The sequence below is a fragment of the Breoghania sp. genome (genome assembly GCF_963674635.1).
Taxonomy (GTDB): Bacteria; Pseudomonadota; Alphaproteobacteria; order Rhizobiales; family Stappiaceae; genus Breoghania.
Genome location: NZ_OY771475.1, coordinates 2,242,467 through 2,261,529, shown reverse-complemented (window position 1 = coordinate 2,261,529; position 19,063 = coordinate 2,242,467). Strand labels below are relative to the sequence as shown.

At 62.6% G+C, this 19,063-nt stretch carries 18 protein-coding genes, 1 tRNA gene and 1 riboswitch; of the genes, 9 read left to right on the top strand and 10 right to left on the bottom strand.

Features of this window, described 5'->3' with window-relative positions:
• Positions 1-3: 3 nt before the first annotated feature.
• Complete coding sequence (locus tag ABGM93_RS09775) at positions 4-648, bottom strand: alpha/beta family hydrolase (RefSeq protein ID WP_321499070.1); 645 nt, start codon at positions 646-648, stop codon at positions 4-6.
• Between the two features lie 151 nt (positions 649-799).
• Here ABGM93_RS09775 and ABGM93_RS09770 point away from each other — a divergent pair, with 151 nt between their 5' ends.
• Complete coding sequence (locus ABGM93_RS09770; RefSeq protein WP_321499069.1) at positions 800-1,645, top strand: sterol desaturase family protein; 846 nt, start codon at positions 800-802, stop codon at positions 1,643-1,645.
• On the opposite strand, the gene ABGM93_RS09765 is transcribed toward ABGM93_RS09770, so the two are convergent.
• On the bottom strand, positions 1,639-2,535 hold the full coding sequence (locus ABGM93_RS09765; RefSeq protein WP_321499068.1) for a transporter substrate-binding domain-containing protein: 897 nt from the start codon (positions 2,533-2,535) through the stop codon (positions 1,639-1,641). The genes ABGM93_RS09770 and ABGM93_RS09765 overlap by 7 nt on opposite strands.
• A gap of 196 nt (positions 2,536-2,731) precedes the next feature.
• On the opposite strand from ABGM93_RS09765, the gene ABGM93_RS09760 reads away from it, so the two are divergent.
• Complete coding sequence (locus tag ABGM93_RS09760; protein ID WP_321499067.1) at positions 2,732-4,714, top strand: glycosyltransferase; 1,983 nt, start codon at positions 2,732-2,734, stop codon at positions 4,712-4,714.
• 108 nt (positions 4,715-4,822) lie between these two features.
• On the opposite strand, the gene ABGM93_RS09755 is transcribed toward ABGM93_RS09760, so the two are convergent.
• Positions 4,823-4,896, bottom strand: a tRNA-Gly gene (locus ABGM93_RS09755).
• 212 nt (positions 4,897-5,108) lie between these two features.
• Between ABGM93_RS09755 and ABGM93_RS09750 the strand changes: the two genes are divergently transcribed.
• Positions 5,109-5,924 carry an ion transporter gene (locus tag ABGM93_RS09750; protein WP_321499066.1) on the top strand — a complete coding sequence of 272 codons (816 nt, stop codon included), beginning with the start codon at positions 5,109-5,111 and terminating at the stop codon, positions 5,922-5,924.
• A 27-nt stretch (positions 5,925-5,951) separates the two neighbouring features.
• On the opposite strand, the gene ABGM93_RS09745 is transcribed toward ABGM93_RS09750, so the two are convergent.
• Both ABGM93_RS09745 and ABGM93_RS09740 read right to left on the bottom strand, forming a co-directional pair.
• Positions 5,952-6,995 (bottom strand): YihY/virulence factor BrkB family protein, encoded by a 1,044-nt coding sequence (locus tag ABGM93_RS09745; protein WP_321505812.1) that lies wholly within the window; start codon positions 6,993-6,995, stop codon positions 5,952-5,954.
• A gap of 137 nt (positions 6,996-7,132) precedes the next feature.
• Positions 7,133-8,233 (bottom strand): 2'-deoxycytidine 5'-triphosphate deaminase, encoded by a 1,101-nt coding sequence (locus ABGM93_RS09740; RefSeq protein WP_321499065.1) that lies wholly within the window; start codon positions 8,231-8,233, stop codon positions 7,133-7,135.
• Positions 8,234-8,315: 82 nt separating this feature from the next.
• Positions 8,316-8,395, top strand: a riboswitch (SAM riboswitch).
• Between the two features lie 65 nt (positions 8,396-8,460).
• Between ABGM93_RS09740 and ABGM93_RS09735 the strand changes: the two genes are divergently transcribed.
• Complete coding sequence (locus ABGM93_RS09735) at positions 8,461-9,645, top strand: O-succinylhomoserine sulfhydrylase (RefSeq protein ID WP_321499064.1); 1,185 nt, start codon at positions 8,461-8,463, stop codon at positions 9,643-9,645.
• Positions 9,646-9,746: 101 nt separating this feature from the next.
• Entirely contained in the window at positions 9,747-10,562 is an 816-nt protein-coding gene (locus ABGM93_RS09730; RefSeq protein ID WP_321505811.1) for a lytic murein transglycosylase, read from the top strand.
• Positions 10,563-10,568: 6 nt separating this feature from the next.
• On the opposite strand, the gene ABGM93_RS09725 is transcribed toward ABGM93_RS09730, so the two are convergent.
• Positions 10,569-11,183 (bottom strand): CDP-alcohol phosphatidyltransferase family protein, encoded by a 615-nt coding sequence (locus ABGM93_RS09725; RefSeq protein ID WP_321499063.1) that lies wholly within the window; start codon positions 11,181-11,183, stop codon positions 10,569-10,571.
• Positions 11,184-11,431: 248 nt separating this feature from the next.
• Here ABGM93_RS09725 and apaG point away from each other — a divergent pair, with 248 nt between their 5' ends.
• Positions 11,432-11,824, top strand: coding sequence for a Co2+/Mg2+ efflux protein ApaG (gene apaG / locus ABGM93_RS09720; protein ID WP_321499062.1), 393 nt, complete (start codon positions 11,432-11,434; stop codon positions 11,822-11,824).
• Positions 11,825-11,926: 102 nt separating this feature from the next.
• Positions 11,927-13,375, top strand: coding sequence for a TrkH family potassium uptake protein (locus tag ABGM93_RS09715; RefSeq protein WP_321499061.1), 1,449 nt, complete (start codon positions 11,927-11,929; stop codon positions 13,373-13,375).
• A 29-nt stretch (positions 13,376-13,404) separates the two neighbouring features.
• On the opposite strand, the gene ABGM93_RS09710 is transcribed toward ABGM93_RS09715, so the two are convergent.
• Both ABGM93_RS09710 and ABGM93_RS09705 read right to left on the bottom strand, forming a co-directional pair.
• Complete coding sequence (locus ABGM93_RS09710; protein WP_319772277.1) at positions 13,405-13,818, bottom strand: tellurite resistance TerB family protein; 414 nt, start codon at positions 13,816-13,818, stop codon at positions 13,405-13,407.
• A complete protein-coding gene (locus tag ABGM93_RS09705; protein WP_321499060.1) occupies positions 13,815-14,312 on the bottom strand; it encodes a hypothetical protein in 498 nt (165 codons plus the stop codon). The genes ABGM93_RS09710 and ABGM93_RS09705 overlap by 4 nt, the downstream gene beginning before the upstream one ends.
• A gap of 254 nt (positions 14,313-14,566) precedes the next feature.
• On the opposite strand from ABGM93_RS09705, the gene ABGM93_RS09700 reads away from it, so the two are divergent.
• Positions 14,567-16,222: a lysine--tRNA ligase gene (locus tag ABGM93_RS09700; protein ID WP_321499059.1), complete on the top strand. Its 1,656-nt coding sequence runs from the start codon at positions 14,567-14,569 to the stop codon at positions 16,220-16,222.
• 33 nt (positions 16,223-16,255) lie between these two features.
• Complete coding sequence (locus ABGM93_RS09695; RefSeq protein ID WP_321499058.1) at positions 16,256-16,993, top strand: SGNH/GDSL hydrolase family protein; 738 nt, start codon at positions 16,256-16,258, stop codon at positions 16,991-16,993.
• Here the strand turns inward: ABGM93_RS09695 and ABGM93_RS09690 are convergent.
• Both ABGM93_RS09690 and ABGM93_RS09685 read right to left on the bottom strand, forming a co-directional pair.
• On the bottom strand, positions 16,990-17,988 hold the full coding sequence (locus ABGM93_RS09690) for a thermonuclease family protein (RefSeq protein ID WP_321499057.1): 999 nt from the start codon (positions 17,986-17,988) through the stop codon (positions 16,990-16,992). The genes ABGM93_RS09695 and ABGM93_RS09690 overlap by 4 nt on opposite strands.
• A gap of 30 nt (positions 17,989-18,018) precedes the next feature.
• A complete protein-coding gene (locus tag ABGM93_RS09685) occupies positions 18,019-18,684 on the bottom strand; it encodes a helix-turn-helix transcriptional regulator (RefSeq protein WP_321499056.1) in 666 nt (221 codons plus the stop codon).
• Between the last annotated feature and the right edge of the window lie 379 nt (positions 18,685-19,063).

Sequence of the window (19,063 nt, the reverse complement as noted above, 5' to 3'; positions counted from 1 at the left end):
CCTTCAGGCGCCGAGCCTGGCGGCGAATTCCCGCACGGCCTTCGCGGCAAGACGCAGGTTGCCATCCCATGTGGCCGGTGATGATCCGCGCGGGGCGAGGTCGTGGCTGCCGTCTTCCATGATCAGCACCTCGATCGCGTCCTTGAGGCCGTAGCCGTCCACTTCCTGCGCATTGCCAAAGGGGTCGCGCTCGCCCTGGGCGATGAGGCAGGGCAGGGCCAACGTATCGAGAGGCTCAAGCCGGGTTGCCTCGGGCTTGGCTGGCGGATGAAACGGATATCCCAGGCACACGACCCCGGCCACACCCGCATCAAGCGCGGGATCGCCCGCCGCCATGACGGCGACGCGTCCGCCCAGCGATTTGCCACCGATCAGAAGCGGTCCTTCCGCCTTCGCGGCCACCGTTTCGATCGCCGCCAGATAGGCATCGATCAGTTTGTCGGCACGCGGCGGCGGACGTTTTTTGCCGGTTGCCCGACGCTCCGCCATATAGGGGAACTCGAAGCGCGCCACCGCGATGCCCTCATCGCTGGCGAATTGCGCAAACTTGTTCATGAAGGGCGAGTCCATCGCCGCTCCCGCGCCATGCGCCAGGACGAGCGTTGCGACAGGGGCGGCCTGCGGGCGCGTCCAGAGAATGTCAGTCATGGCTTGTGTTGCCTTGTACCCGGGGGACACGCCAGCCGCTGGCGCGCTCGTGATTTGCATGTGGCCCACCAAGCCGGTCATCGTCAATGGCGCAAGCGCGATCAGGCGGTATAAGGGCCTGCGCGGTGCGGAAAAGCAGTGGGGGAATGGAATGAGCGAGGCAGCCATCCGGGCGGTTATCTTTGCCGCGATCTTCGGGACCATGGCGTTGCTTGAGGTGACAGCCCCCCGCCGTCCGCTCGGCTATGGGCGCAAATGGCGCTGGGTGACGAACCTTTCCATCGTCGTGCTGGATTCCGTGATTGTCAGGATCGTGTTCCCCATGGCCGCAGTCGGTGCGGCGCTTTGGGCGAACGGGCAGGGCATCGGTCTTCTACCCGCGCTCGGGATCCCGCCCCTTGTCGCCGGGATCATTGCCTTCATCGTGCTCGATTTCGCGGTCTGGCTGGAGCATCTCGTCTCTCACAAATGGCCCATCCTCTGGCGCATTCACCGGATGCATCACGCCGACCCGGATATCGATGTGACGACCGCGCTGCGGTTCCATCCGCTGGAGATCCTTATCTCGATGGTCTGGAAGGCAGGTATCGTGGTGGCGCTGGGCGCGCCCGCCCTATCGGTTTTGATCTTCGAGGCGGTTTTGAACGGCGGCGCGATGTTCAATCATTCCAACGTCCGCCTGCCCGGTTGGCTTGACCGGTTGCTGCGTCCCGTCATTGTCACGCCGGACATGCACCGCGTCCACCATTCGGTGATCCGGCGCGAGACGGATTCCAACTACGGCTTCAACTTTTCCTTCTGGGACCGGATCTTCCGCACCTATGTGGCCGAGCCCGCGCGCGGCCATCTGGGCATGACCATCGGTCTGTCCTCTTTCCAGAGCGAGGCTCCGACCGGTATCCTCTGGTCGCTCCTGCTGCCCTTTCGCGCCAACAGCCGTGACGGCAACGAGGACGAGCCGGAAACGCCGGAGACAGCGGTCAGGCCGCCTCAATAGAAGCTGATGGGGAAATAGCGCAGGTAAAGCTCGCCGAATTGGCCGGTGGTGTGGACCTGCTGGAGCGCATAGTCGATGGCTTCCCGCAGGCCATCGGCCTCACGCGCGATCGCGATGCTCATGCCGTGGTCGAAATAGCCGGGCTCCAGCCAGGGGCCCGGCGCGAAGACGCAGCAATTGGCAGAGCTCGTTCCCTGGAGCCAGTAGCTCAGGCCCAACCCGTCGCCGAAATGGGCATCCACCTCGCCGCGCCGAAGCGCCGCGCGGGCTTCCTCTTCATCGGGGTAGGTGGTGATGAGGCTGTTGGGGAAGAAGGTCTTCAGAAACGCTTCGTGCTGCGTCCCTTCGGCGACCGAAATCCATTTGCCCTCCATCGTCTCCGGCACCGGCGCCTCGCGCACGGCATCTTCCTTGCGAACGACGAAGCGCGCGGGGAGTTTCAGATAGGGGGCGGAATAGACGAGCGGAGACTTGTGGCTGCTCGTCTCGGTATCGTCTGCCTTCGGGCTCCCGGTTTTTTCCGTGGAGCCAAAGCCGGGCTCCAGACCGGCAATGATCGCATCGCCCTCTCCGGAGGCAAGCGCGGGGACAAGCTCGTCGAACGGCTTGATGCGCAAGGTGCACACGGCATCGAGTTCTTCGCAGATGGCGCGGGCGAGATCGACGTTGAACCCGGTCAGACGGCCAGCCGGATCGCGAAAGGCAAAGGGCGGGAAATCATCGCTGGCGAGGAAGCGGATCGTCCGTGCCGACTGGTTCGGCTTGTCGAGACGCACACGCATGTCCCAGAAATTCGGAACAACCGGTTCCTGCTCTGCCGCAGGGGCAATCTCGACATGAATGGTCGAAAATGCTAACAGCAATAACGTCAGGGTTTTTATAAATCTCATTTAAGACAAGACTCATTCATTGTGTTGTTCCGGACATTGTACCGTCTCGGGGCTTTGGGGAAGTTGAGATCGGCGGGGCCAGTGCCCTGCGATCCCGGTTCCCGCCGGTATGATTTCGCCCGGAACGGGCTCCAGCCGACCCTCGTCCGCAAGTTGCTCGCGGACCTTAGTTTATTGCGGGGCCGGGGGAAAGTCGTTGAGTGTTTGGTCGGAGCCGGGAGGCTTTGGCGAGGGAGAGCTTGCAGGCTTTTCCGACGCCGGGCAGGCCTTTTTTCATCATGAGGGAGAGGTCCTTCAATCCAGCAAGGTGCGGGACGATGAGGACGCGGTCGCCGCTCTTCTGCGCGAGGCGGTGCTGCCTCCCGACATCGGTTTTCTGGTGGGGCGCGGCATTGCGACGGAGGTCTTGTATCAAGCCAAGACCATCGCGGATGAATGCGGCGGCTACGCAGCCGATATCCTGATCGAACGCGGGTTTGTGACGTCAGAGGGCTATTATCGTGCGCTGGCTGACGAACTCGGTGTGCCGTTTCTCAAACTCAAGGACCTGAAACCCGAACCGAACCTCGTGCTGAAATTCACGCGCTCGGACCTGCCTGGCCTTGCGGTTCTCGCGCTGGAAAGCCGGGGCGAGGGGATGGAATTCGCCATGGCGCCGCGCCCGGCGAGCATCGCGGAGGTGTTACGCCGGGCAAAGTCGGATGTGCGCGTCCGGGCACGTCTCTCCATTGCCTCGCCGGACAGCCTGAGGCGCGCGGTCGCCATTCACGGGGCGGTCCGCGGGTTGGAGGCGGCACGCCCGGAATATTCCGCCGCGCGCCTGAGGGGGCGTTCCGGGCCTGCGGGCACGTTGCGGGCCGCCATGCTGGTCCTGATGCTTGCCGCTCTAGTCGTTTTCGCGCCGCGTGTCCTGATGGGATTGGCCGCCGCTCTCTTCATCATCGGCAGTGCCGCCCGCTTCTGTGCGGGGCTCCACGAGGGACGGGAGCACCCGTTGCGGCGCGGGAAAACCCCGGGCGAGGCCGACTGGCCGCCCTACACGGTCCTTGTGCCGCTCTATCGCGAAGCCGCGGTTGTCGCGGATCTGATCGCAGCCTTGCAACGGCTCGACTATCCCCCGGACCTCCTCGATATCAAGCTGCTGGTGGAGGAAGACGACCGGGAGACCCGCGAAGCCCTGACCCGGCACTTGCCCGGTCCCTCGTTTCAGGTCGTCGTGGTGCCGCCGGGCGGGCCTCGCACCAAGCCCAAGGCTCTGTCCTATGCCATGCGATTTGCCCGCGGCGAGCTTGTCACCGTCTTTGACGCGGAAGATCGCCCCGACCCAGATCAGCTTCGCAAATGTGCGCGGCTGTTTGCGTCCGGCCCTCCCTCGCTTGGCGGAGTGCAGGCGCGTCTGGCGGTCGACCATGCGCAGGAAACCTTCTTCACACGCCAGTTCGCGCTGGAATATGCGACCCTGTTCGACATTCTGCTTCCATGGATGTCGAACCATCGCCTGCTGTTGCCGCTAGGCGGCACCTCAAATCACTTCCGGCGGCGCGCGCTGGACGATTGCGGTGGTTGGGATCCGCACAACGTCACCGAGGATATCGATATCGGGATCCGGCTTGTCCGTGACGGCTGGCAGATGGTGACGGTCGCCTCCACAACGTGGGAAGAAGCCCCGCTCACCTTCTCCGCCTGGCTTAACCAGCGTGTCAGGTGGCACAAGGGATGGCTTCAGACATGGCTCGTGCACATGCGCCGTCCCGGCCAGCTGTGGCGGGATCTGGGGCCGACGAACTTCCTTGTGACTGTCCTGCTTTTTGCAGGCACGGCCACGGCCTTGATCGCGCATCCCCTCTTCATCGGACTGGTCGCTCTCTATGCAATCGATCACAAGCTGATGCCGCAGCTGGGCGGGCTCGCCGATCTCACCATGATGGGGGCGGGAGCGATTTCCCTCGTCGCGGGCTATGGGGCTGCGGTCTTCGCGATGCAACGGGCTGCGCGCTTGCGCCGTCTGCACGTGCGCCTTGGCGACTGGCTCGCCTTGCCCGTCTATTGGCTGCTGATGAGCCTTGCCTTCGCCATCGCCGTCGTGGAGCTGGTCTGGCGGCCCGACCACTGGCGCAAGACACGACACGGGGTCGCAAGAGGACGTCTCAAGCACGGCCTCCGCCGCCCGCGCGAATGACACAAAGACGACTTTGGACCACCCGCCATGGCAAGGCAGACCTCAGGCGCTGAGCCTGGTCTCGTCATTCCGGCAATCCCGGCATTACGGCAATGGAAGGGGGGAGGTTGGAGCGGGTGAAGGGAATCGAACCCTCGTCGTAAGCTTGGGAAGCTTCTGCTCTACCATTGAGCTACACCCGCATCGTCCCGCTTGTTTGCCGTGCCTTGGCGCTTTCTGTCAAGCACAATAGCGGGTCCGCCTGCGAGCTTTGCGAAGGTTCCACTGAAAGTGCAACCGGGAACGCAAGATGTTGCATTCCTTGTGCGCTCTTCCCTTGGCAAAGGTGCTTGCTCCACCTACATCGCGTCGATCGGGGCGCCGCGCCGGGCGGCGGTGCAGGAAGAGGCACGAGATGCGGGACAGGTTGCGGCAGCTGGTCAATTCACGCCAATGGGAATGGGCGATTATCGCCATTATCGGCCTCAATGCCGTCACGCTTGGCATGGAAACCAGCGCGACGCTGATGCACTCCATCGGAGGCCTGCTCACCTTCATTGACACGGCTGTTCTCGTGGTTTTCGTCGTCGAGATCGCGGCGCGCATTTTCGTCTATCGGCTGGAGTTCTTTCGCCAGCCGTGGAGCCTGTTCGATTTCGCGGTCGTCGCACTGGCGCTGTTGCCGACGGCGGGCGGACTGTCGGTCCTGCGCGCGCTTCGGGTTCTGCGCGTCCTGCGTCTCGTTTCCGTCGTGCCCTCGCTTCAACGCGTCATCGGCGGGTTGATTTCCGCGCTCCCGGGCATGGGCTCGATTTTCCTGCTGATGAGCCTGGTCTTCTACATTTTCTCCGTGATGGCCACGAACCTCTATGGCGAGACCTTCCCACAGTGGTTCGGCGATCTCGGCGCCTCCGCCTACACGCTCTTCCAGATCATGACGCTGGAAAGCTGGTCCATGGGCATCGTGCGCCCAGTCATGGACGCGCACCCCTTCGCCTGGATGTTCTTCCTGCCCTTCATTCTGGCCACGGCCTTCACCGTGCTGAACCTCTTCATCGGCATCATCGTGTCGGCCATGCAGGAAGAGCACGACCAGATCGCCGAAGCGGACCGTCAAGCCATCCACGACGAGACAGGCGTGTTGTTGGAAGAGGTAAGAGCGATGCGCCGTGAATTGACGGATCTGCGTCGGCAGGTCGGCTCTCAGACGCTCGATCAGACACAAGCCTGAGTGGGACGGGGCGCCGCGCCGCGCGGCTCAGGATTTCCGGGCTTTTCCCAAAGTGTCGGCCACCATCGCGCCGCGTTCGCCCATGGGCAAGGGCGCGCCGGTGGTGCTGTCGCGCGCCGTCTGGTGTTCCAGTTCCGCGTTGAGTTCGGCTCCCACGATCAGGATGACGACCGAAATCCAGATCCAGACCATCAGGCCGATCACCGCACCCAACGTGCCATAGGTGGCGTTGTAGTCCGCGAAATTCTCGATGTAATAGGAGAACGCGAAAGAGGCGGAAACCCAGAGCGGTGTCGCCAGTCCGCCGCCCCATGTCAGCCAGCGCCACTTTGCCTTCTCCCGGCTGGGTCCAAAGCGGTAGACCAACGTGAAGCCGAGGCCGATCACGGCCAGCAGAACCGGCCAGCGCACAAGCGCGATGAAGCGACCCGTCATGTCGCCGAGATCGACGAGGGCCAGCACCGTCGGGATCACGCCGATGGCGAAGATCAGCAGAAAGCCCGTGAAAATCGCGCCGAATGTGAATGTCAGGGACAGCAGGTTGAGCTTTATGAAGCTGCGCTTTTCCCGCTCGTTATAGGCAATGTTCATCGCCTCGAAGAGCGCCTTGATCGCGTTGTTCACGCTCCACAAGGACACGCCCAGGCCGCCATAGAAGGCGAAATTGAGCGTGTTGCGTGTCTGGCCGACCAGGTCATTGAGTTGGGTATGAATGAGATCGATGGCGGCTGTGGGGACGATCCCCTCCAGCGTTCCGATCTGATCGGCGATGACTTCCGGGTTCGCGATCAGGCCGTAAAGCGCGACAAAGGCGGCCAGGCCGGGAAAGAGCGCCAGCAGGAAATAATAGGTGGCGCCCGCGGCAACCAGCATCACCCGGTCATGGACGATCTGGTGCGCGACCCGCCAGATCACATCCAGCCATCCGCGCCACGTGATCTGCGAGGGGCGGTCTGCTTGCCGTCCCCGGGCCTTAGCCTCGCGCGAGGTAATGCGCGCCGCGTCGGCCTTGGGCTCGGCGAGGGTTTGGTCCTCGCCCGAACGGTCCCGTCCTGCGGCATCGCTTGTCATCTCGCGCACGTGAGCCCCCTTTGCCCCGCTCGTCCTGTCCATCGCGCCCCGCCGGGAGCGCGCATGATGCTCTAGGGAAAGGCTTGGCGGAGGGGATAAGTTCCCCGCAGCGGGCTTTCAAGCGGCAGAGGGGCGACCTAGTCGTCCGCCCGGAAATGCTTGGAAAGCTTCAGTGTCTGGCCCTGGTAGTTGGAGCCGATGCCTTCGCCATAAAGCGTATGGGGGCGCTCTGCCATGCGTTCATAGACAAGGCGCCCGACCGTCTGGCCATGATCGAGAATGAAGGGCACATCGTGGGAGCGCACTTCCAGAACGGCCCGCGAACCCGTTCCGCCAATGGCGGAATGGCCAAAACCTGGATCGAAGAAGCCCGCATAATGAACGCGGAATTCACCCACAAGCGGGTCGAAAGGCACCATCTCGGCAGCGAAGTCCGGCGGCACGTGCACCGCTTCGCGCGAGACCAGAATGTAGAATTCGTTCGGGTCGAGGATCAGTTCCGCGGCCCCGCGGCGATGGATCGGCTCCCAGAAATCCAGCGGATCATGCGCCGCCTTCACGTCCATGTCGATGACGCCGGTGTGTCGCTTGGCGCGGTAGCCGACGAGTCGGTCGTCGCCCGTGCCTGCAAGGTCGATGGAAAGCTGAAGACCGCCGCCAATGCGGGCATTGCCGCCGGGGATCAGTTCCGAGGCCGCGTCCACGTTCACCAGTTCCGCATCGCTGACGAGCGGATGACCGCGCCGGAAGCGGATCTGCGAAAGCCGGGAGCCGGTGCGCACAAGGACGGGGAAGGTCTTCGGGCTGATCTCGGCAAACAGCGCGCCGCGATAGCCCGCGGGCACCGTGTCGAACTCGCGGCCCTCATCCGTGATTACGCGGGTAAAGACATCGAGACGCCCGGTGGAGCTTTTCGGGTTCGTGGTCGCCGCCACGTCGTCGGGCAGGTTCAGCTCTTCCAGAAGCGGCACGATATAGACGCAGCCCGTCTCAAGCACCGCTCCGGGGCTGAGATCGACTTCATGCAGTTTCAGCCGGTCGAGCTTGCTCGCCACCGACTTGCCCGGTCCTGGCAGGAAGGATGCCCTCACGCGCCATCCGATCTTGCCGAGGCGCAAGTCGAGGCTGGCGGGCTGGATCTGATCGTCGTCGCGCGGCCGGTCGGCGGTGATGGCGCCTGTATCGAAAAGTGCCTCGATCATGTGTGCAGGCAGGATGCCGGCCAGTTCTTTCGTCATGTCGTCGCTTGCCTTTCGATTCTCCGCATCCTCCCTTAGCCGATCCCCGCATTGACGCCAAGACGGGGATGGCTTATCTGGTCAAGCTTCCCGTGGTGATTTGAGCCGGTCGGCTTGCAGCCACGTTAAACAAGTAGCTAAACAGACCGGGTGTTTTTCGACCCCGGCCGTCCGCGTCCGGGGTATTTTTATATCTGGAACCGGGCATTTTGAACGTGGAGTACAAAATGACGAACGACAAAGACTGGCATCCGGCCACTCGCCTGGTTCACGGTGGCACGACGCGCACCGCCTTCAACGAAACCTCCGAAGCCCTGTTCCTGACGCAGGGGTTCGTTTATCCGGACGCCGAAAGTGCCGAAGCGCGCTTCAACGGCGACGATCCCGGTTTCGTCTATTCGCGCTATGCCAATCCCACTGTCTCCATGTTCGAAGAGCGCATGTGCCTGCTGGAGGGCGCGGGCGCGGCGCGCGCGACCGCAAGCGGCATGGCCGCCGTCACATCCGCGCTTCTGGCGAGTGTGAAGGCGGGCGATCATATTGTCGCGGCCAAGGCGTTGTTCGGCTCCTGCCGCTATGTCGCGGAAACGGTGCTGCCGCGTTTTGGCGTGGAAGCGACCATGGTGGACGGGACAAATCTGGATGAGTGGAAGGCGGCGGTACGCCCCAACACCCGTGTGATGTTCCTTGAATCGCCCACCAACCCGACGCTCGACATCGTCGATATCGCCGCCGTTGCCGATATCGCCCACGAGGCCGAGGCGCGTCTGGTCGTGGACAACGTCTTCGCCACCGCGCTGTGGCAGTCGCCGCTGGCGCTGGGCGCGGATGTCGTCGTCTATTCCGCGACCAAGCACATTGACGGGCAGGGGCGCTGTCTTGGCGGCGTCGTGCTGTCGGACGAGGAATGGATCGAGCAGGAGTTTCATCCCTTCTACAAACACACCGGCCCCTCCATGTCGCCCTTCAATGCCTGGGTCATGCTGAAGGGGCTGGAGACGCTGCCCATGCGCATCGAGCGACAGACGCAGAGCGCCGGTCGGATTGCCCATTTCCTTGCCGAGAGCAAGGCCGTTGCCCGCCTGATCTATCCCGGCCGCGACGACCATCCGCAGGCGGCGGTGGCGAAAAAGCAGATGCGCGGCGGGTCCACGCTGGTCGCCCTTGAACTGGCGGGCGGCAAGGAAGCGGCCTTCCGTTTCTGCAATGCACTCCAGATCGTGAAGATCTCCAACAATCTCGGCGACGCGAAGAGCCTGATCTGTCACCCGGCGACGACCACGCATCAAAGTGTGCCGGAAGAAGACCGTCTGGAACTGGGTATCAATGGCGGTGTGTTGCGTCTGTCGGTCGGCCTGGAGGATGCTGACGATCTGCTCAACGATATCGAGCGGGCGCTTTGCGCGATCTGAGCGCGCAGGGCATTCTGCCCTTCACGCTTATGTCGATTGCGCGGGCCCCTCTGCAGGGCAATAGTGCAGGCAGCGATGATGCGACAGGGAAGGGGGGCGTGATGAGGGGATTGTCTCTTGTCGTCCTGAACATGGTGGGAATGCTGGCGCTTTCGCCGGCTGCAAGTGCCGCGACCTGCGGGAACGATGGCTCCGGCTTCGAAAGCTGGCTCTCCCAATACAAGCGAGAGGCGGTCTCCAGAGGCATGTCCTCGCGGGCCGTCAACAGGGTGCTGTCCGGAGTGCGGTACGATCCGCGTGTGGTGCGTCTCGACCGGTCTCAGAAGTCCTTCAAGCTGAGTTTCAAACAGTTCTATGCGCGGCGCGTCTCCAATTCGATGATCCGTCGTGGACGGTCCTATATCGAAAACAATCGGCGTCTCTTCTCGCGCATCGAGCGGGATTTTGGTGTGCCGCCGGAGGTCATCGTTTCCATATGGGGACTGGAGACCGGGTTCGGGGCAAACAGCGGCAAGATGTCGGTGATGCGGTCGCTTGCGACCCTTGCCTATGACTGCCGTCGCTCCGCTTTCTTCACCAATGAACTGGATCACGCCATTCAGATCGTCGCGCGGGGAGACATGTCGCCGGACCAGATGCGCGGCGCATGGGCGGGCGAACTTGGCCAGACCCAGTTTCTCGCCTCCAATTACGTGAAATACGCTGTCGACTACGACCGTAACGGCCATCGCGATCTCATCCGCTCCGTCCCCGACGTGATGGCGTCAACCGCCAACTATCTGAAACAGAAGGGCTGGCGGGCCGGGCAATCCTGGGAGGCGGGCACGAAGAACTATCGGGTGCTGCGCGAGTGGAACAAGGCGGAGGTCTACGTGAAGACCATCTCCGTCATGGCAACGAAAATGGCGGGACGCTAGCTGGCGTCATCTCTGCGCTCGCAGCATGAGCGCCCCATTGATCAGCCGCATCAGCGCCGAAAACGTGCAGATCGCGGCAAAGACCCAGGCCAGGGTCGCGAAATGATCGGCGAAAAGGCAGGCGACGACAAAGAACACGATCGTCTCCGCCCCTTCCGCGATGCCTCCCAGATAGTAAAGCGATTTCACGCCTTGCGCGGAGGTGGAAAGCCCGCGTTTGGCCGCGAGGGTGCTGAAGGCAAGAAAGGTCGAGCCCGAGGCATAGAAGCTTGCGAGCAGTGCTGCACCGGCAAGGGCGTTGGCGTCCGGGTCCGCCAGCACGAAGCCGAAGGGGATCGCGCCGTAGACGAGAAAATCGCACACGATATCCAGGTAGCCACCGAGATCGGTGCGTTCGCTTGCCCGCGCAATCGCGCCGTCCAGGCCGTCCGCAAGTCGGTTGAGAACGATCAGGGCGAGCCCGACGAGTGGTGCGCCAAGCGCGATGGCGGTGGCCGCGACGATCCCCGCCGCAAATCCGGCAAGCGTGATGGTGTTGGCGCTGATACCGGCGCGGGAGAGGCGTTTTCCGGCAGCATCGAGCGGTGGATCGATCTTGCGGCGCAAATAGGCGTCGAACATGGGAGCTCGCGAAAGCCAAAAGAGGAATGACGCTCACACCGTGCAATCCGGGCAAGGTGCGGTCAACAGGAACAGTGGGCTTTCCCTGCCGCGTACATGACGATAGAAGACAGGCCTTCGACAAAATGTGAAGCATTGTCGGAGAGAAGAGTGACGCAAAGGCAATACACCTTTGCCCGCGCTTCATTTATGGTGGAATGTGAGCGTTGGCCGGGCAGGCTCCACGCGCTGTCGATGGATTGTTTGTGATGTACAGCGAAGAGACCAACGGGATTTCGGTCGTTGTTGAACCGACCTATCTGGCCGATCAGTCCGCGCCGGCGGACGACCATTATTTCTGGGCCTATACGGTCCGCATCGTGAATCAGAGCGAGACGACGGTTCAGCTCATTTCGCGTCACTGGAAGATCACCGACGCGGCGGGCCGGGTGCAGGAAGTGCGCGGCGCAGGCGTCGTTGGCGAGCAGCCTGTTCTGCGTCCCGGCGCCAGCTATCAGTACACTTCGGGCTGTCCGCTCTCTACCACCTCCGGCTTCATGGTCGGCAGCTATGAAATGGAAAGCGAAAGGGGCGACCTTTTTTCTGTCGCCATTCCGGCTTTTCCCCTCGATATTCCTGACATGCCGCGTGTCCTGAACTGAGCTTGGGACATCGCAACAGACCTGCGGCGACAGCCCGGCTGAGCTCTCGTGCCTGTCACCCATGTCTGCCATTGTGCCATTTGATTTTCCGAGGCTTCGTTCGTGCTTGATCTCCGGCCCATCCTGCTCGTGACAGGCGTGCTTCTGGCAACGCTTGGCTGCGCTATGATGGTGCCGGCGCTGGTGGATCTTGCCGACGACAATGAGGACTGGCGCATCTTTGCCGCCTCGTCCCTGCTCACCATCATGATCGGCCTGTCGCTCTGGCTGTCTGCACGCGGTTCGCAGGGGGCGATGGGACTGAGGCAGGCCTTTTTGATGACCTGTGTCGTCTGGCTCGTCCTGGCCGGGTTCGGGGCGCTTCCGCTCTTGTGGTCGGGCAGTGTGGATAGCTACACCGATGCCTTTTTCGAGGCCATGTCAGGCCTGACCACGACGGGGGCGACCGTCATTGTCGGTCTCGATCATGCGCCACCGGGCGTTCTGTTCTGGCGCGCGATCCTGCAATGGCTCGGCGGGCTCGGCATCATTGTCATGGCCTTGTCCGTATTGCCACTTCTGAAGGTTGGCGGCATGCAGCTTTTCAAGGCCGAGGCTTTTGATGCGCCGGAAAAGATCCTGCCGCGTGCGACCCAGATTTCCGGGATCATGACGCTGATCTTCATCGGCTTCACCGCGCTCTGTGCGGTTCTCTACAATATCGCGGGAATGGAGTTTTCCGACGCGATCATGCACGCCATGACGACGGTGGCCACAGGTGGCTTTTCAACGAAGGATGGCTCCATCGGTCATTTCGACAGCGCGGCCATCGACTGGATCGCGGTCGTGTTCATGTGTATCGGCTCGCTGCCGTTTCTTCTCTACATCAAGCTGTTTCAGGGCGAGCCGCAGGCGCTTTTGCGCGATACGCAGGTGCGCGCCTTCTTCCTGCTGCTGATCGGGTTCATCCTCGCCATCTGGCTGTTCCAGCACAATACCGGGGTTCATGACGGACTGGAGGGCTTGCGCTACGCCGCCTTCAACGTCGTCTCGGTGATGACCGGCACGGGCTATGCCAATGCCGATTACAACGCATGGGGGCCCTTCGCCGCCGGGCTCTTCTTCGTGATCATGTTCATCGGGGGATGTGCCGGGTCCACCTCCTGCGGGATCAAGGTGTTCCGCTTTCAGGTGCTGTGGGCCAATCTCGGTCAGCATCTCAACCGGATGGTCTATCCGAACGGTATTTTCGTGCCGCGCTTCAACGGGCGCCCCATCGATGATGGTGTGATGGCAGCCGTCCAGAGCTTCTTTTTTCTCTATATCTGCAGCTTCGCGGCGCTCGCCATGGCTTTGAGCCTGACAGGTCTCGACGATCTGACCGCGCTTTCCGGCGCGGCCACGGCCATTTCCAACGTCGGGCCGGGCCTTGGCGAGATCATTGGGCCTGCGGGCACCTTCAGTCCGCTGAACGACACGGCCAAATGGATCCTTTCCTTCGGCATGCTTCTGGGCAGGCTGGAACTGCTGACGGTGATGGTGCTCTTCGTGCCGCGTTTCTGGCGGGGGTAGGAGAGAGGCCCTGCCGGTGGAGGGGGAGCTCAGCCCACCCGGTTGCGCACACGGGCGCTGAATTCGATCGCGGCGACCGAGAGCTTGTCGAGGTCAAGGCGATCGCGCAGCAGTGCCAGGAAACGCAGCTCTTCCTGTTCCACCACAAGATCGGCGGCCGCCACCTCCACCGCCAGCGCATAGGCTGTCTGGTAGAGCTTTTTGGGAAGCGTTCCCGCAATCACCTCCAGCACCGTATCCAGGCCGTCGTCGCCCTCCAGCAGCGCGCCGCATTCTTCGGCAACCTGTACGAGATTGTCGCTGTCGAATTCGCGGAAAACCGGCAGCGTCTGCACAATCTCGCCGATCTTCAGCAACTCGGAATCGGTCATCGTGCTGTCGGCGGCCGAGATCGTCACCATCGTGTAGATCAGGGCTTTCTGGGGGGACACCGTTTGGGTCATGGGCGAAGCTCGGTCCTGCAAAGAGATGTGTTTCCGGATGTGACGTTACGGGTTCCCCTTCGCCTCCGCAAGGCGGCTGCGGTCGGGCCTGTTTGTCGCCGCGACCTTTGAAGAGCGGCAATGTCCCAGTCGACGATGTCCCTGACACGCACATGGCCGCGCTCCCATTCGATCCCCTCGACCAGGTGCACCATTTCGACGGGCTTTCCGGCAAGGATCCGCCCCTTCGCGTCGACCAGACAGAGATGACCGGGCGCATCGCTGCCTTGTCCGGGAAAGAGGAATGGCGTGTTTGTCTGGCGCAGCAGAACCACCTTGTGCAGGCTGTCCGGGCCTTGGAAGCGGCGGGAGATTTCATAATGGGGCTGCGTTGGAAACAGGACTTCCAGGAGGACCAACGTCATAAGCGGCGCAAATGTCAGCCCGGCGACGAAAAGCGTAACCAGCCCTGCCACCGCGAGGGACAAAGACCACAGGATGCGACGTAGCCTCACCGATCTGCTCCTCTCGGCAAATGTCTCTCACAAAGCCTGCTCGGTGGGGCCAGCATGCCTGTTTTCACGTTAGGTCATGTCAGAAACGTCTGCTTGGCGGCGAAAGTGAGGCTTCGGCGTTTGTCAGCGCGAATTACCCCGCCTTGCGGCTTTTTTTGATTTCCTCCTGCCTCAATCCACACTAGTGTCCCGGCGCGCCGCGCCCTTGAACGCATGACGGCGCCTCATCACCATTTCAATGGACAAACCGGAAAATGACCGAGCATTCCCTGCCCCCGCTTGACCTGTCGCCCGCATTTCTTGAGGCGGCTCAGGCTTCCAAAGCCTGGCCGTTCGAAGAGGCGCGCAAACTGGTCAAACGGATCGAGAAACGGGGAAGCGACAAGCCGGTTTTGTTCGAGACGGGCTATGGCCCGTCCGGCCTGCCGCATATCGGAACCTTTGGCGAGGTTGCGCGCACGACCATGGTGCGCACCGCCTTTCGGCTGCTGACCGAAGACAAAATCCCGACGCGGCTTCTGTGCTTTTCCGATGACATGGACGGGATGCGCAAGATCCCCGACAACGTGCCGGACAAGAGCTTCCTGGAGCCGCATCTGCACAAGCCGCTGACGTCTGTGCCGAACCCCTTTGGCGGCGATTTCGACAGCTTCGGTGCGCATAACAACGCCATGCTGCGGCGCTTCCTCGACACGTTCAAGTTTGACTATGAATTCGCCAGCGCGACGGACTATTACAAGTCCGGCCGCTTTGACGAGACCTTGCTGCGCGCGCTCGAAAAATACGACGCGATCATGCAGGTGATGCTGCCGACGCTCGGCGAAGAGCGTCAGGCGACCTATAGCCCCTTCCTGCCGATCTCGCCCAAGACCGGTCGCGTGCTCTACGTGCCGATGAAGGACGTCAACGCCAAGGATGGCACGATCACCTTCACCGACGAGGATGGCGAGGACATCACCCTGCCGGTCACCGGCGGCAACGTGAAGCTCCAGTGGAAGCCCGATTTCGGCGCCCGCTGGGCGGCGCTTGGCGTCGATTTCGAGATGTTCGGCAAGGATCATGGCCCCAACATGGGCGTCTATGACCGTATCTGTCAGGTCATGGGCGGCACCCCGCCAGAGCATTTTGTCTATGAGCTGTTCCTCGACGACAAGGGTGAGAAGATCTCCAAGTCCAAGGGCAATGGCCTGACCATCGATGAATGGCTGACCTATGCGCCGACAGAGAGCCTTGCGCTCTACATGTTCCAGAAGCCCAAGAGCGCCAAGAAGCTCTATTTCGACGTCATTCCAAAGGCGGTGGACGAATATTACACCTTCCTTGAGAAGTATGACGGCATGCCGGAGGTGCAGAAGCTCGGCAATCCGGTCTGGCACATCCATTCCGGCAAGATCCCGGACGTGGAAATGCCGGTCCCCTTCGCCATGCTGCTGAACCTTGTCTCCGCCTCTAACGCGGTGAACAAGGACGTGCTGTGGGCGTTCATTTCCCGCTATGCGCCGGGCGAGAGTGCCGAGACCAACCCGGAACTGGACCGTCTGGTCGGCTACGCGATCCGTTACTTTGAGGATTTCGTGAAGCCCACCAAGTCCTTCAAGGCCCCGGACGAGGTGGAGCGTCAGGCGCTCATCGATCTCGATGCGCGGCTGGCGGCACTTCCCGCCGATGCCGACGGCGCGGTCATTCAGGACGCGATCCTCGATGTGGCCCGCTCCATCGAGCGGTATCAGGACACCAAGAAAACCGGGCCCGATGGCGGCCCGGGCGTCTCGGTCGTCTGGTTCTCCTCGCTCTACCAGCTTCTGCTGGGGCAGGAACGTGGCCCCCGTTTCGGCTCCTTCGTTGCTCTTTACGGGATTGACGAAACCCGTACCCTCATTGCCAAATGTCTGGAGGGCAAGCTCGGCTGAGGTTCAGCCGGGATCTTTGGGGGGAGAGATGGAATGGGCGAGGGGCGCACGGCGATAAGGCTTGCCGCCATGGCAAGCTGGCTCGCCTTTCCCGTCTATGCCTGGCAGGGGATCGGCGTTCGGCTGCGGGTCGAGCGCCTGCTGCCTGCGCGTGGCGAGCCGGGCGGGCGACTGCCCGGCCAGGGCGCTGAAATCCGGCTGCTGGTGGTGGGGGATTCCTCTGCCGCCGGTGTCGGCCTCGACCATCTGGAAGACGGTCTTGCCGCTCAGGTCGCCCGGCATCTGAATGATCGCACGGGCCGTCCCGTCACCTATCGCACCGCTGGCTTCAACAGCGCGATCTCGACGGAACTGCGTGACCATGTCGTTCCCCATATCGAGCCGCGCGACTGGACGCATGTCCTTGTGTCCGTCGGCACCAACGATATCAAGAATTTCCGCAGCGGACGGGGTTGGAAGACGGGCTTCGGCGGGCTTCTCTACGCGCTTCGCGCGCGGTTCCCGCATGCGGATCTGTATTGGTCGAACATCATGGTGATGACCCAGGTTCCCGCGCTGCCGCCGCTTCTGGGCCGCATCCTGGAACGCAGGGCCCGGCTCATCAACATGATCGGCAACACCTTGTGCGCCGAACGCGGCGCGACCGCGATCTCGCGCATGAGCGAAATGGACCCGCAAGGCTTCTGCTCCGACGGGTTTCACCCGTCCGCCTCCGGCATGGCGATGTGGAGCAGGCATATCGCCGATCACATGCGCATATCCGCCTCCTAGCGAAGGGCTGGCTGCAAGGGAGAATTGCCTCCCTGCGGCGTCGGATCTGCGTTTGCAAAGAAGTCGTCAGCGGGCGCATTGCCGGTCGCATCCGGATCGCCAAGGGCAGGTTGAAGGGCTTCCTGCGAGAGCTCCAGCCGTTCCACCAGATCGTCGAACGTGTCGTCGGCAGATGGATCGGTCGCGCTGCCGTCACCGGTGATGGGGGGCAATCCCGCCTGCCGCCATTGGCCACGCCCGGCTTCTTTCGCGGCCGCCGTGAGTGCGCGGCCCTTCGCGTCATCGTCTTGCGCAGGCGCCGCCCAACCCTGCTGGAGCATCCACTCGCCGAGATCCTGCTTGCCCACTTCGCACAGATAGGACGGTTTGGATCCGCGCTCCTGCAGGCCCGGCTCCGCCCCTTGTTGTTCAGTGCCCGAAGGGGCTCCTGCGCGTCTGCACGTCACGGCGCGGCCGCGGATCAGACGCCGAAGGGCTGTGCGGGCCGCCATCCCGCAGGGCCAATCCTCGCCTTCGGGCGAAGCGCATGTGTCGTCCAGTGCCAATGCGGTGATGCGCGCGAGACTGAAAACCTCTTTCCCGGCGCGCAAGTTTCCGCCATCGACCACGACAACCCGATGAAGCGTTTCCTCGCGCTTGCGAGGCCGTGTTTTTCTCGGGCGAGGGGCCACCCCTTCGACGCGCACGAGCGGGCCGCTGGAATGGGCCATCTGGGTGAGGGTCGAGGGCGTCACATCACGTCGGGCCGGGGCGACAATCTCACCGATCTTCGGCCCGCGTGGTGGGGCTTGTGTGGGGGAGGGGGGAGCCGGCGGCTTCAAGGACGCAGCAGACATGCCATCCGGTCTGGCGGAATATTTCGGGCCTTGCGCTCTTGCGGCTGTCTTCGGCGCAGGCGGAGAGGCCTGCGGCAGAAGCAGCCAGCCGACAATGGCGGCAGCTGCGGCAACCGCGAAAAACGCTGCAATGATCCGCATGCCATGCCGTTCGGCCAAGCGCATCCTCCCCTGCGGCCTTGCCCGCACCTACTGACTTGCCCAGGTGATCCTCAGGATCCAGTCGATCTCGGTGGTCGGCATCTCGCGTTTGGTGCGCTCATGGCCGATCGGCGACAGTTCCACCATTTTCGTCGTGCGATGCGTCAACACCCATGGCGTGATTTCTCCGTCATGGGTGCGCACCACAACCCGGTCTCCCCGCCGCACCGGGCTTGAGCGTGAGACAATGATCGTGTCGCCATCGCGATAATGCGGCAACATGGAATTTCCGGAAACCTCCAGCGCAAATGCGTCTGCGGTCTCCGCGCCGGAAAAGGGACCCCTGTCACCGGCTGCGCCAGGAGGGGGCGGGGCCACAGATCCGCCGCCGCCCGCCACGTCCTCGCAAAAGCCGGTCGATCTGTTGCGCATCTGGAGCGGAGCTTCGCCGAAGCTCGGTCCGCCGCACCGCGCACCGGCGGGATCCGGGCTCAGCAGCATCACGAAATCGCCGATCGCCGTGCCGGTCGCATCAAGGACCTTGGAAATCGATTCCGTGGAGGGCCAGCGCGGTCGTCCATCGCTCGCAATGCGCTTGGAGCGATTAAACGTCGTAGGGTCCAGGCCTGCACGACGGGCGAGCCCGGAGGGTGACATGCCGTTGATCTTCGCCAACGTGTCAATGGCCGCCCAGACCCGATCATGGGAAAGCATGGCCCGACCTCCGATTGATGGGAGAGGCAAGTGTAAGGAATTTATGCCTCCTGACAACCGTATCCCGGCAAATATTCCTTCTTGGTAAAGTGAGGCGAAAACAGCGGCTCAGGGCGAGGGATGGCTCTGATTTCATTGTCAAAGCTCCCTCTGTCCGGTTCTCGCGATCGCATCGGCGCGACTGGGCGGCAATCTGAGAAACGGTCAGGCAGGTGACGGTGGGGCAAAAGGCGAATCGCAACGCCTTCTCGCCTTCGCAAGACACTGCCTGACATTCCAACCTTGGATGACTTGCGCTAGGAAGACGGGGAGGGCGGTGCGATTCCCGCCCGGTTTCCATCGTGTCACGCGTCAGACGCGCCGGTGGGCGAGCTGGTTT

Excerpts from the sequence above, each read along its gene's own strand:
- ABGM93_RS09700 (WP_321499059.1), top strand. The coding sequence starts at position 14,567 with ATGACCGAGCATTCCCTGCCCCCGCTTGACCTGTCGCCCGCATTTCTT.
- ABGM93_RS09770 (WP_321499069.1), top strand. The coding sequence starts at position 800 with ATGAGCGAGGCAGCCATCCGGGCGGTTATCTTTGCCGCGATCTTCGGG.
- ABGM93_RS09765 (WP_321499068.1), bottom strand. The coding sequence starts at position 2,535 with ATGAGATTTATAAAAACCCTGACGTTATTGCTGTTAGCATTTTCGACC.
- ABGM93_RS09730 (WP_321505811.1), top strand. The coding sequence starts at position 9,747 with ATGAGGGGATTGTCTCTTGTCGTCCTGAACATGGTGGGAATGCTGGCG.
- ABGM93_RS09725 (WP_321499063.1), bottom strand. The coding sequence starts at position 11,183 with ATGTTCGACGCCTATTTGCGCCGCAAGATCGATCCACCGCTCGATGCT.
- ABGM93_RS09750 (WP_321499066.1), top strand. The coding sequence starts at position 5,109 with ATGCGGGACAGGTTGCGGCAGCTGGTCAATTCACGCCAATGGGAATGG.
- ABGM93_RS09735 (WP_321499064.1), top strand. The coding sequence starts at position 8,461 with ATGACGAACGACAAAGACTGGCATCCGGCCACTCGCCTGGTTCACGGT.
- apaG (WP_321499062.1), top strand. The coding sequence starts at position 11,432 with ATGTACAGCGAAGAGACCAACGGGATTTCGGTCGTTGTTGAACCGACC.
- ABGM93_RS09740 (WP_321499065.1), bottom strand. The coding sequence starts at position 8,233 with ATGACGAAAGAACTGGCCGGCATCCTGCCTGCACACATGATCGAGGCA.
- ABGM93_RS09745 (WP_321505812.1), bottom strand. The coding sequence starts at position 6,995 with ATGACAAGCGATGCCGCAGGACGGGACCGTTCGGGCGAGGACCAAACC.
- ABGM93_RS09775 (WP_321499070.1), bottom strand. The coding sequence starts at position 648 with ATGACTGACATTCTCTGGACGCGCCCGCAGGCCGCCCCTGTCGCAACG.
- ABGM93_RS09695 (WP_321499058.1), top strand. The coding sequence starts at position 16,256 with ATGGGCGAGGGGCGCACGGCGATAAGGCTTGCCGCCATGGCAAGCTGG.
- ABGM93_RS09685 (WP_321499056.1), bottom strand. The coding sequence starts at position 18,684 with ATGCTTTCCCATGATCGGGTCTGGGCGGCCATTGACACGTTGGCGAAG.
- ABGM93_RS09710 (WP_319772277.1), bottom strand. The coding sequence starts at position 13,818 with ATGACCCAAACGGTGTCCCCCCAGAAAGCCCTGATCTACACGATGGTG.